The following is an 11,930-nucleotide window of genomic DNA, read 5'->3' on the forward strand; positions in this document are numbered from 1 at the left end:
AATGTCCCCAGAACCCCTACTAGGTTTTGATGGTGCGCATGGAAAATACTACAGCTACACGTATAAGTCTGACCGTGGTGAGATAAAGGAATTTGCTGGAGATGAATTCTATCCTGCCGATTCCATGTCATCACTATCAAAATCCATTTTTTTCCAAGGTGACGCTGTAGGGGACAAGGTATTTGCCCTCGACACAACGGCCCCGGCTGCGCCGAGCGTCGGATTGGCCGATGATACCGGCAGCTCAGACAGTGACAATATCACCGGCGATGGAAGATTGACCGTCACCGGCGTGGCGCCGGGCGATAAGCTGGAATACCCCGTCACCAAGGGCGCGAGCCCTGCCCTGGTACCCAAAACAGAGGCTGAGTATGCAAACTATATCGCCACTGCCGGCAGTGCCAATTATAGCGTTGTGGTCAAAGTATCGGATGCTGCGGGGAATACGGCGTCGAGGACAAAAACGCTTACCCTCAACAGCGATCCGGTCGGCAAGCCAACCATTGATGGTACGGTGAAAGAAAATGAAACCCTGACAGCCATGGCCAATGCCATCAGTGATGCCGATGTCCTGGGCACCTTCAGTTACCAGTGGCAGGCCGATGGCAAGGATATCAGTGGCGCGACATCGAGTAGCTGTAAACTGACCGATGCGGACGTGGATAAGAAGATCACTGTCCAGGTGAGCTATACCGACGGACAAGGGATGATAGAAAAGGTCACCTCGGCTGAGAGCGTGGAAGTGGTGAATGTGAACACGGATCCGGTCGGCAAACCGACCATTAATGTCCAACCGAGTGCGGATGAAATAACCTGCGATGTCAGTAGAATCAGTGATGACGATGGCCTGGGTATCTTCAGTTACCAATGGCAGGCCGATGGCAAGGATATCAGTGGTGCGACATCGGGGACATTTAGCATGACCGATGCGGAGGCTGACAAACGGATCAGCGTCCAGGTGAGCTACAAGGACAGACACGGTACGAATGAAGAGGTCACCTCAGGGACGCTTATATATGGCAGAGGCGGTAGTGGCGTCGTTGCTGGTGATAGCGAGGATAACAGGATGTATGGCGGTGCGGGCGATGACTTCCTGTCCGGCGGTAGCGGGATGGATCAGCTACATGGTGAAGACGGTAATGACAAACTGTATGGCGGTGCTGGAGATGATATCCTGCAGGGCGATGCTGGAAATGACATCTTTATCTACGAAGGGAATGATGGCGACGACATAATCACGGATTTCACTCTCGGAGAGGATGTCCTTGACCTAAGGCATCTGCTGGTGGGCTATGACAGCAGCAGTAACCTGGATGATTTTCTGCAGGTGACAATAGGCAGTACTGGCGGTACTAATATCCGTATTGACTCCAATGGTACCGCAGGAGGTTCCAGTTATACGGATGTCTCGATTTTCTTCAGGGGTATTGAGGTCACACTTGACGATCTGGAGACTAACAATAGCCTCCTTGTTATGTGAGGCGATGGCTAAAAGCTGAACAGTCACTCTGGAGTTTTAACTCTAAAGTGCCCTTGAGATGTATCTGACGCTATATGGCTATATTCACAACCATGCTTCGGTGGATTTGTTCTCTATACCGAAACGCGATCCATGTTACGTGGTCTATGAGAATGGTATTTATTAGCCGATATACATGATATAAGAGTAGTGTGAGGGTTGGAGTTTCAGGAGGATAAAACCCGAAAACCACATAAAAATCTTGGCATGGCAGCAGTTCAGGCGTTACCGCCGCCTCGCATAACTTGATGCCTTTGAAAAGTTATGCAAGGCGCGGGTTTCCTTCAGAAAAAAAATAGAGTTTCTGGAGACCGCTATGAACGCAACAAGATACGGTAATATCCCGCGAACTGTTCCGTTGGATAACACTGTTGTGCAAAGCACTACCCCCTAGCTAGATGGTTGAACTTTTTATCATTATTTCAGAATAATTCAGATCGATAATTTGGATGGAAAAACAAAAAGGACGGGTCACCCTGTCCTTTTTGTTTTCTACTGGTTGACCCTGTAAACAGGTGTTCAGGGAATTGACACGGCACCACGAAAACTGAATAAGCCTTAGGAGCAAGCATATGAGTATGAAGTGGGATACCCGCTTTCTTGGCCTGGCGGCCCACATCTCCGTATGGAGTAAAGACCCCTCATCTCAGGTGGGGGCGGTTATAACCGATGGTAACCGCATCGTCTCATTGGGCTATAATGGTTTTGCCGCGGGTGTGGAAGACAAGGAGGAGAGGCTTACAGATCGTCACTGTAAGCTGAACCTGACGATTCATGCGGAAGAGAACGCCATGATCTTTGCCAAGCGCGATCTGCGTGGCTGCACCGTCTATGTTACTCACCCTCCCTGTCCACGCTGTGCGTCAAAACTGATTCAGGAAGAGTTTGAACGTGTGGTCTATATCAATCCAAGCGACGATTTTCTCTCCCGTTGGGCCGACGATCTGGAATTGTCGTCGGAGATGTATCAGGAGGCGGGGGTCAGTGCCACTGGTTATGGTGTCGATGATATCAATGTCGGTGAAGCACAGATAACCGTTGCTCCTGGTGGTTTTTTCAAGGTTGTTCTGAGTAGATTACTGTACGCTGCTCAACGGCAGTTGATTAATAACTAGGGAGCCTCTGATCAATTCATGAACCGGTGTCTGATGGCTGAAATCTGCCGGCTCTCTCTGCGTTGAAAATCTTGGCAATAGCCAGCTATTACCGGCAATTTTCGCCTTGATCCAGAAAATTCCAACTCATCATCCATCCGATCCAGAATTAATCGGAGGCTCCTAGGGTAACCAGGCAATGGAACGCAGCTCCATCACGAACTGGCTATCCTTTTCCTGTTTTACGATCTTTATCGGCAGATAATTTAGCTCGTGGGCCATCCAGAAAGTGGTCTTTGAGGGACGGCTATCCTTCTCTCTTGTGAGCTTTATTGTTGTGTACTCTCCCACTGCGGTTTTTAGCTGCTCTTCTCCCTGGGGGGTGAACCGGTAAACCTTTAGCCGGCCTCCATCCGCCACTTCAAATTTTATGCTGCCTCCATTTCCCGGAAGTTGCTGTGAGAGCGCAAGTTGTTGACTGAATTTATCCTGAACACCATCGGGTATTGCCATTGACCAGTTGGAGCCTGGTGTTTGGTTGGTTACCCGATAGGCCTTCCAATCGAAATTCAGGTCCACTTTTCGGGTTCTTTTCGATTTTTTATAGAGGTAGTGATAGGCAAGGGGGGTGATCAGATTGTTCCGAATGGAGCCCTGGCTTACCTCGGTAATTTCATCTTTTTTGAACAGAGCGACCAGGCCTACCGGAACCGTGTGTGACCGATAGGTGTAGTCGCCGTTGGTTGAGAGCTCAAGAGATACCTCAACTTTCCCGATGTGCATACCATCCCATGTCAGGTTGTACTTTGCAGCATAGGCCTTGAGCTGTCTGTCGGCGGCGGCATTTTGCCATCCCAGCAGCGCTGATCCGGCGAAGAAAAACAGAAGCAGGCTCTGGCGAGTGTTCACGCCGGAGGCGCTTCATGGTAGCGCATTCCGAGAGGCCCTTTCAGGGTGACGCCATCTTTCGAAACGCTGTTTCCTTTCATTCTCAGCCTGCCATCTGCAAACCAGCGGATCACTGCCGGATAGATAATATGCTCCTGTGAGAGAACTTTTTTAGCCAGTTTCTCCTCATCGTCTCCATTTTCGATGGGGAGTCTGATCTGGAGCACCAGTGGTCCACCATCTAGCTCTTCAGTGACAAAATGGACGCTGGCACCATGCACGAGGTCGCCGGCATCCAGCGCTCGCTGATGAGTATGGAGACCCCGGTACTTAGGCAGCAGTGAGGGGTGAATGTTCAATAGTTGCCCACGGAATTTGTTGACAAAGTGTGGGGAGAGGATACGCATGAAGCCTGCCAGGATCACCAGCCCTGGCTTGAATGATGCGACCAGTTCTGCCAGCACCTGGTCGTAACTCTCTCTGTCGGGGTACTGCGTGTGGTCTAGAACCCAGGCTTCAATACCTGCGTTTCTGGCTCGCTCAAGGCCATAGGCATCAGCTTTGTTGCTGATGACAGCACGTATATCCACCGGCAGATCCAAGGCGACGGCATCGATTACGGCCTGAAGATTACTGCCGTTTCCAGATATTAGCATCACCAGTGGGAGTCTATTTTGCTTTGTCACTGAATGACGTCCACTACCGGTTTGCCATCGGTCTTATCGATGCAGCCAAGACGCCAGACGTTCTCTCCCTGGGTCTGCAACAGGCTCATAGCCGCATCTGCATCCTCTTTGGCGACGCAGACGACCATGCCGACACCGCAGTTGAAGGTTCTCAACATCTCTGATTCCTCAATATTTCCCTGCTCCTGAAGCCAGTTAAAGACTGCCGGGCGTTCCCAAGAGCCGGCATATATGGTGGCACGGGTACCCTCGGGGAGAACTCGGGGAATATTCTCCAGCAGCCCGCCGCCGGTGATATGGGAGAGGGCGTGAATCCTGATGCTGTTGTGCAGTTTCAGCAGGGATTTTACATAGATCCGGGTAGGTGCCAGCAGTGCTTCTCCCAGGGTTCGACCAGACAGCTCCTGACTCAAATCCGCATCCGATACTTGCAATACTTTGCGAATCAGTGAATAACCGTTGGAGTGAGGGCCGGATGAGGCGATGCCCAGTAATACGTCTCCCGGGCTAACTCTGTCCGGCTCGATAATGGCAGATTTTTCCACAATCCCGACACAGAAACCGGCCAAGTCATAATCTCCTGCACTGTACATCCCAGGCATCTCTGCCGTTTCGCCTCCCGTAAGTGCCGCGCCGGAGAGTTTGCAGCCCTCTGCGATACTCTTTATTACATCGGTGGCCACGGCTACATCGAGACGCCCAGTTGCATAGTAGTCAAGGAAGAAGAGCGGTTCAGCACCTGTGACTATGATGTCATTCACACACATGGCAACCAAGTCTATCCCGATAGTGTCGTGCATTCCCTGCATCAGTGCCAGCTTCAGCTTGGTGCCTACACCATCGGTGCCGGAAACGAGAATTGGCTCCCTGTAATGGTCCAGGGGCAGTTCAAACAGAGCGCCAAAGCCACCGAGACCCGCCATCACCCCAGGCCTGAACGTCTCTTTGACAATGGGTTTGATTTTTTCGATCAGGCTGTTTCCTGCATCAATGTCTACACCGGCATCACGGTAGCTTAGGGAAACAGAATTGTTTTTGTTTTGATCCACTGATTACTCCATCTGTGGGATTGGGCGGAGCCAATTTTAACAAAATAAATGGGACAGTACACAGGAATCGAAAAATGGTTTCTTAGACAGGATGTGATTAGCAGGATAGAATCATCCGAACTCTATGTCCCATTTGATCTGTTATTACGCCTCTTCATCATGTTCAATTGTATGCTTTTAAAACAGTATTTCAATCATCTTAACTCGATGATATTTATAGGCTTGCTTCTGATTCTCTTCTCTGGCAGTAGCCGTACGGAAGGGGTAAAATCTCTTTATGAGGTGGAAGTCCCGGTGGTGGGGCAGGAGAGCTCCGAGCGGAACACAGCAATTCGCGACGCATTTGGCAGGATGCTGGTAAAAATTACCGGTAATCGCAAGATAGCCGAAAGAGGCGAACTGGCCGCTGATATCAGTAAAGCCCCGCGTTATGTCCAACAGTACAGATATCGTCTGGCTCCAGTTGAAATCAAGCCGAAACCGGATGCTGAATCTGCTCTGGAAGTGGAACCCTTAAGACTTCTCAATGTGACTTTTGATGCCGTGGCCGTCGATCGATTGTTGCGGGACCGAAGGCTGCCGATCTGGAGCGGCAACCGGCCAACCACACTGGTATGGTTGGGCACGGAACAAAATGGGAGACGTCAGCTGGTGTTGCCGGACAGTACGCCTGAATTGATGTCTGTATTGGCTTCGTCAGCCGATAGCCGGGGAATACCACTGCTCTTTCCATTAATGGACCTGGAAGACCAGGAAAGTCTGCTGGTATCTGATTTATGGGGTGGTTTTGAAAATAATATTTGGCGTGCTTCCCAGCGCTACAGTACTGATCTGATTCTGACCGGGCGCCTGACCAGGATGACTAATGATCTTTGGCGGGCTAACTGGCGGCTCTATCAGGGTGATCGTGTCTCAAGCTGGAATGATGAAGGGTCCAACAGGCAAACACTGGCTGTTAGCGGAATGCAGCATGTTGCTGATCTGCTGGCTGACCGTTTTGCTCCTGTGGGCGGGGATAATATTCTCTTTTTGGTAAGGATAAAAGTCGAAGGTATTGTCGATTTCATGCGTTATTTCAGTGTCAATCGTTTTCTTCAGAGCATCAGCTCTGTAGAGCACGCGGAGATTGCTTTTGCAGAAGAGGATGCCGTTACCTTTGATCTTCAGGTCAGGGGCGGTATTCAGATGTTGGAACAGGGCTTGCGTCTGGGACATATGCTTGTTCCTGTGGCAGAAGTGGATGATGGCCAGATAGCAGAAGATATTAATCTCTATTATCAGGTTCGCTAGTGAAAAAAGAAGATATTCCCAATCTGATCAGCGTATTGAGAATATTTCTGTCTGTGCCTGTTGTGTGGATGTTGCTGGAACAGAGTTTCACCATTGCCCTGGTGCTGTTTGCCATTGCGGGGATTTCCGATGGGTTGGATGGCTTTCTGGCTAAACACTACGGCTGGGAGAGCTATTTGGGTGGTATTCTCGATCCGTTGGCGGATAAGGTGCTGCTGGTTTCTAGCTATCTCTCCCTGGCGTTGATTGGGGCGATTCCCGTCTGGTTGGTGCTGCTGGTGACTCTGCGTGATCTGGTTATTGTAACCGGAGCGCTGATCTATAATTATCGTGTCAAGCAACTTGAAGTTGAGCCCAGTATGTTGAGTAAAATCAATACGGTGGTGCAGATTTTTCTGGTACTTGCCGTGGTGCTGGAAAAGGGAATGATGGAATTGCCTCTGCTGCTGATTCAGGGTTTGGTCTGGCTGGTTGCAGTTACCACCCTGGTCAGTGGTGTGAGTTATGTCTGGGTCTGGAGTAAACGTGCTGTGCGGGATGCTCCCGGGAATTCATCGACCAGACATTAGTCCGACGGGTTCCGGGAATCGATCAGTGATCGCACAAAGGGGATTGTAAGCCTGCGTTGGGCTTCCAGTGATGCGTGATCAAGACGGTCCAGCAGAACTCGCAGCGAGCCCATGTCTCTGGGCGCATGTCGCAGTATGTAAAAAGCGGTATCTCTGCTTATATCCAGGCCGCGTCTCTCTGCACCCTGTATCAGGGCTGATTGCTTCTCATCATCAGTCAGAGGGTGTAACTGGTAGCTGAGTCCCCAGGCGAGGCGGGATGCTAGGTCGGGTAGTTTGATTGGCAGGTTGGACGGGCCCTGGTCGGCTGCTACCACTAGGCTTGCCCCGATATCCCTCAGTCTGTTGAACAGATGAAAAATCGCCTGTTCCCACGCCGGGTCTCCTGTTACCCGCTGCAAATCATCCAGACAGACCAGTTTCAGGCTCTCAAGGTCGTTGAGAATGTCCGGTTGAAACAGCTCCGCCTGCTGTAGAGGGATATAGACGGCCGGTCTCTCCTCACTGTCTGCCAATTGGCATGCCGCCTGAAGGAGGTGACTTTTCCCCGTGGATTTGCCGCCCCATAGGTAGATAAGCGGCTCGCCTATTCCCCGGGCTGTAGTCGTCAGGTCAGTGATCGCTTGGCTGTTATTCCCTGGTATGAAAGTGCTCAGGCTGATATCTTCACGGAGTTTGAATCCGAGAGCGAGTTGTCTATCCATCGCCAATAGAGTGCTAAGCCTGACAGAGAGAGGCGGCGGCAGTTGCCAGACGTTTTCCCAGCGCTCTGCAGAGCTTTTTTTCATCATCACTCAGCGGTAATTTGCTATCTGTCCCGGCCAAGTGGCTTGGACCGTAGGGTGTGCCTCCGGTTGTTGTATGCAGCAGTTCGGTCTCGCTGTATGGCAGGCCGAGTATAAGCATGCCGTGGTGCATTAAAGGCAGCATCATGGATATGAGAGTGGTCTCCTGGCCTCCATGCATACTTGAAGCGGAGGTAAATACCGCGCCAGGTTTACCTGCCAGTGCACCGGTGAGCCAGAGAGGGCCAGTGCTGTCAATGAAGTATTTCAGTGACGCGGCCATGTTGCCAAAACGTGTCGGGCTGCCCAGTGCCAACCCGGTGCAGGCAGTGATGTCGTCCAGTGTCGCGTAGGGTGCCCCTTTATCCGGAATACTCTCTTCGGTCGCTTCACAAACGGTGGAGATGGCAGGTACGCTGCGCAGGCGCGCCTCCATACCCGGGACTTTTTCCACTCCCCGGGCGATCTGTTTTGCCATCTCTGCGGTGGCGCCGTAACGGCTGTAGTAGAGAACCAGAATCTCTGCCATCAGATAATCTCCAATACACTTTCTGGCGGCCGCCCAAGCGCGGCTTTTCCATCTTTGATAACGATTGGCCGCTCGATCAGCTTCGGGTGGTCGAACATGGACTGAATCAGCTGGTCGCGGGTCAGATCGGGGTTATCGAGGTTGGCTTCCTTGTATTCGACCTCTTTTTTTCGCATAAGATCCCGTGGATCCATCTTTAGCATAGCGAGAATTTCAATCAGTTCATCTCTGCTGGGCGGTGTTTTCAGGTACTCTGTGATTTCGGGCTCAATGCCTTTGTCCTGCAGCAGTTGCAGGGTCTGTCGGGATTTGCTGCAGCGCGGATTGTGATAGATTTCTACGGACATGGGTTAGCCTCATCAGGTTTACATAACTGGCTATTGTAGCGAATAGAGTTAGGACTCGCTGCAAAATAATGTCATATTTTTAAACGTGCTATACTCCGTCTGACCGCATAGTTGCTCCATCTCATACCAGAAAATGCTCTCCTTGCGGGTCTTTTTTCGGTATTTTTTAAAACCCCTGACTTCTAAGCTTTGCTGTTTCATCAGTTTTCCTGGAACTGGTGATCCTTCTTGAGTAAATTGGCAACCATCGTCGCTTTGGTCACTGGGAAGGTAATAGTGTGTTGGGGGGAGCCAGGGGCTCGCATCGTCACCCATGTGGAAAAAAAGAGCCGCCTACTGGTTGTCGCTAAACTGAGCGACAAATCGGCAGATACTTTATGTATCTGGCGACAACAACTGCCTTTGTGAGGCATACCGGAGAAATGGCGTAAAATTCTGACGGTTGATAACGGTAAAGAATGTGCTCAGTTCAAGAAAATCGAAGAAGCCACAAGTATGAATGAAAATACCAATGGACTGCTTGCTACGTCATTACCTTTCCAAAAGGAAGCGATCGACGAAAAGTCACTTTGATCTGACGCTTGCAACTGTGGTGGAAAAGCTCAACAATCGACCTCGGAAATGCCTCAATTATCAGGCACCCAACGAAGGTCTTCCTAGTAAAGTATAGATGATGCACTTACAACTTGAACCCACCCAACTTAATTTAGACTCATGGCGATACTATACCAATACGATAAAGTAAAAATCCTAAAAATCAAACAGATATAAATATATAACCTTTCCTTGTATAAGGTAATATATGTTGACATTTATCAGCTTTTAGGGTGTCATATGCCACGTTTAAGCTCGGGTATTCCCTGAACTTGAATGGTTACTTCCCTAAAACACATTAACGTGTTTTTTATATTCACTTTCTGACCCAAACTTAAAGGGGGGTTCATGGACGCCACAGCTGAGCAGAAGTACAACCTAACTGTTGTGCGCTGGTTCACCGTCATGGCAGCTGTCTATCTGGTGGTAGGCACTCTAGCGGGGACGTATATCGCCTCCGAGCTGGCATGGCCGGTACTTAACTTCGATATTCCTTACATTACCTTCGGACGCCTGCGTCCGCTTCATACCAATGCGGTAATTTTTGCCTTCGGGGGTTGTATTCTGATGGCGTCTGCCTTCTACAGTGTACAGCGCACCTGTGGCGTCCGTCTCTGGAGCGACAAGCTGGCATGGTTTACCTTTTGGGGCTGGAACCTGATTATCGTTGCTGCAGTAATCACTCTGCCACTGGGTATCAACCAATCCAAAGAGTATGCCGAGCTGGAGTGGCCAATCGATATCGCTATCGCGGTCGTCTGGCTCTCTTACCTGTTCAACTTCGTAATGACCCTGGCAACCAGAAAAAGTTCACATATCTATGTGTCCAACTGGTTTTTTCTTGGCATGATGGTGATGATCACTTACCTCCACGTTGTTAACAGTCTGGCTATTCCGGTCGGCCTGTTCAAATCCTACTCCATCTTTTCGGGAGTGCAGGATGCTATGATTCAGTGGTGGTGGGGCCATAACGCGGTTGGTTTCTACCTGACAGCTGGCTTCCTGGGTATCATGTACTACTTCGTGCCCAAGCAGGCTGGCCGCCCTGTCTACTCTTACCGTCTCTCAGTAATCCATTTCTGGGCACTGATGTTCGGTTATGTATGGCTGGGCGCACATCATCTGCAGTACACAGCACTTCCAGACTGGACCGGCTCTCTTGGTGCCGCTGTCTCCATCGCCATGATTATCCCCTCCTGGGGTGGCGCAGTGAACGGCATGATGACCCTCTCCGGCGCGTGGGATAAACTGCGTACCGACTATGTTCTGCGCTTCATGATCATGTCTCTGGCCTTCTATGCCATGTCGACCTTCGAAGGTCCGATCATGTCTATCAAGACCGTGAATGCTCTTTCTCACTACACTGATTGGACCGTTGGTCACGTACACTCCGGTGCCCTGGGTTGGGTTGCCATGGTGGGTATAGGCGCGCTCTATCACCTGATGGTACGTACCTTCCATGTTGAACTGTGGTCGACCAAGCTGGTCAACGCCCACTTCTGGACAGCCACCATCGGCACCGTGGTCTATATTGTTGCCATGTGGGTATCCGGAATCATGCAGGGTCTGATGTGGCGTGCCTACGATGAGTACGGCACTCTGGCATACACTTTTGCCGAATCTGTGGAAGCGATGCACCCGTACTACTCCATGCGTGCTGTTGGTGGCATGATCTTCCTGTCAGGCGCAGTTCTGATGTTGATCAATGTCATTATGACCGTCATCAAAGCCAGCTCTCAGGGCACCGTGCAGCAGGCACGTACTGCCGCTGTGACTGCTTAACTTTAGGAGTAATCAAGATGTCAATGCAAGAAAGCATGGAGAAAAACATCTGGGGCTTCCTGATTGTCCTGGCGATCGTCCTCTCTGTGGGTGGCCTGGTGGAGATTGTTCCGCTATTCTATCTGGACAACGTGATGGAGCATGATAAAGCCCCTGAACTTGTCTGGCAGCGGAAAGATGGTCAGACGCTTCACGATTGGCAGGCGGGCGATGGTGTCCGTCCCTACAAGGCACTGGAGTTGGCTGGGCGTGATGTCTATCAGCGTGAGGGTTGCTACCTCTGTCACTCGCAGATGGTGCGTCCCCTCCGAGATGAGAAGGAGCGTTATGGTCATTACTCACTGGCAACAGAGTCCATGTACGATCACCCCTTCCAGTGGGGTTCCAAACGTACCGGTCCTGATATAGCCCGCCTGGGTGGCAAGTACTCCGACGATTGGCACCGCAAGCATCTGCGTGCGCCTCGTGCGGTGGTGCCTGAATCGGTAATGCCGAACTACCCTTGGTTGAAGGCGAACATGGTGGATGGATCTACCATTCAGAACCATATGCGTGGCATGCAGAGGCTGAATGTCCCCTATACGGACGCCGATATCGAAGCCGCAGCCAAAGAGGTGGAGGGCAAGACCGAAGAGGATGCTCTGGTCGCCTATCTGCAGGTACTTGGCACCATGGTCACTCTGGACGCAAGCAAGGTCTATCGTGAGTAGTCTCAGCGACTATTTCGCTACTGATTGGGCGGCGATGACCACCACCGACTGGGTGGGTACCATCCTCACGGTGGTCATTTTCCTCCTG

At 50.9% G+C, this 11,930-nt stretch carries 12 protein-coding genes; 6 read left to right on the forward strand and 6 right to left on the reverse strand.

Annotated elements, in window-relative coordinates:
• The first annotated feature begins 1 nt into the window (after position 1).
• Both MN084_RS04980 and MN084_RS04985 read left to right on the forward strand, forming a co-directional pair.
• The gene (locus MN084_RS04980; RefSeq protein WP_241086968.1) at positions 2-1,480 is read left to right on the forward strand and encodes a type I secretion C-terminal target domain-containing protein; all 1,479 of its coding nucleotides are present in this window, start codon (positions 2-4) and stop codon (positions 1,478-1,480) included.
• A 611-nt stretch (positions 1,481-2,091) separates the two neighbouring features.
• On the forward strand, positions 2,092-2,634 hold the full coding sequence (locus MN084_RS04985; RefSeq protein ID WP_320416451.1) for a deoxycytidylate deaminase: 543 nt from the start codon (positions 2,092-2,094) through the stop codon (positions 2,632-2,634).
• A 162-nt stretch (positions 2,635-2,796) separates the two neighbouring features.
• Here the strand turns inward: MN084_RS04985 and MN084_RS04990 are convergent, their stop codons facing one another.
• The 3 genes from MN084_RS04990 to purM are packed head-to-tail and all read right to left on the reverse strand — an operon-like array spanning position 2,797 to position 5,236.
• On the reverse strand, positions 2,797-3,522 hold the full coding sequence (locus MN084_RS04990; RefSeq protein WP_241086967.1) for a DUF3108 domain-containing protein: 726 nt from the start codon (positions 3,520-3,522) through the stop codon (positions 2,797-2,799).
• Positions 3,519-4,157 (reverse strand): phosphoribosylglycinamide formyltransferase, encoded by a 639-nt coding sequence (purN, locus tag MN084_RS04995; protein ID WP_241086966.1) that lies wholly within the window; start codon positions 4,155-4,157, stop codon positions 3,519-3,521. Before purN ends, MN084_RS04990 begins: the two co-directional genes overlap by 4 nt.
• Positions 4,158-4,183: 26 nt before the next feature.
• Entirely contained in the window at positions 4,184-5,236 is a 1,053-nt protein-coding gene (gene purM / locus MN084_RS05000; protein ID WP_241086965.1) for a phosphoribosylformylglycinamidine cyclo-ligase, read from the reverse strand.
• A gap of 171 nt (positions 5,237-5,407) precedes the next feature.
• Here purM and MN084_RS05005 point away from each other — a divergent pair, with 171 nt between their 5' ends.
• Together MN084_RS05005 and MN084_RS05010 are read left to right on the forward strand one after the other, a co-directional pair.
• Positions 5,408-6,526 carry a DUF2066 domain-containing protein gene (locus tag MN084_RS05005; protein WP_330178400.1) on the forward strand — a complete coding sequence of 373 codons (1,119 nt, stop codon included), beginning with the start codon at positions 5,408-5,410 and terminating at the stop codon, positions 6,524-6,526.
• On the forward strand, positions 6,526-7,095 hold the full coding sequence (locus MN084_RS05010; RefSeq protein ID WP_241086963.1) for a CDP-alcohol phosphatidyltransferase family protein: 570 nt from the start codon (positions 6,526-6,528) through the stop codon (positions 7,093-7,095). Before MN084_RS05005 ends, MN084_RS05010 begins: the two co-directional genes overlap by 1 nt.
• Here MN084_RS05010 and hda read toward each other — a convergent pair.
• Genes hda through arsC form a run of 3 tightly spaced genes read right to left on the reverse strand, consistent with a single transcriptional unit; the run spans position 7,092 to position 8,756 of the window.
• Positions 7,092-7,886: a DnaA regulatory inactivator Hda gene (gene hda, locus MN084_RS05015; protein ID WP_241086962.1), complete on the reverse strand. Its 795-nt coding sequence runs from the start codon at positions 7,884-7,886 to the stop codon at positions 7,092-7,094. The genes MN084_RS05010 and hda overlap by 4 nt on opposite strands.
• Complete coding sequence (gene wrbA, locus MN084_RS05020) at positions 7,813-8,409, reverse strand: NAD(P)H:quinone oxidoreductase (protein ID WP_241086961.1); 597 nt, start codon at positions 8,407-8,409, stop codon at positions 7,813-7,815. The genes hda and wrbA overlap by 74 nt, the downstream gene beginning before the upstream one ends.
• Positions 8,409-8,756 carry an arsenate reductase (glutaredoxin) gene (arsC, locus tag MN084_RS05025; RefSeq protein ID WP_241086960.1) on the reverse strand — a complete coding sequence of 116 codons (348 nt, stop codon included), beginning with the start codon at positions 8,754-8,756 and terminating at the stop codon, positions 8,409-8,411. Before arsC ends, wrbA begins: the two co-directional genes overlap by 1 nt.
• A gap of 942 nt (positions 8,757-9,698) precedes the next feature.
• On the opposite strand from arsC, the gene ccoN reads away from it, so the two are divergent.
• Positions 9,699-11,132 (forward strand): cytochrome-c oxidase, cbb3-type subunit I, encoded by a 1,434-nt coding sequence (gene ccoN, locus MN084_RS05030; protein WP_241086959.1) that lies wholly within the window; start codon positions 9,699-9,701, stop codon positions 11,130-11,132.
• 17 nt (positions 11,133-11,149) lie between these two features.
• Positions 11,150-11,842: a cytochrome-c oxidase, cbb3-type subunit II gene (gene ccoO / locus MN084_RS05035; protein ID WP_241086958.1), complete on the forward strand. Its 693-nt coding sequence runs from the start codon at positions 11,150-11,152 to the stop codon at positions 11,840-11,842.
• Positions 11,843-11,930: the final 88 nt, after the last annotated feature.

This window comes from Candidatus Vondammii sp. HM_W22, assembly GCF_022530855.2.
Classification (GTDB): domain Bacteria; phylum Pseudomonadota; class Gammaproteobacteria; order Chromatiales; family Chromatiaceae; genus Vondammii.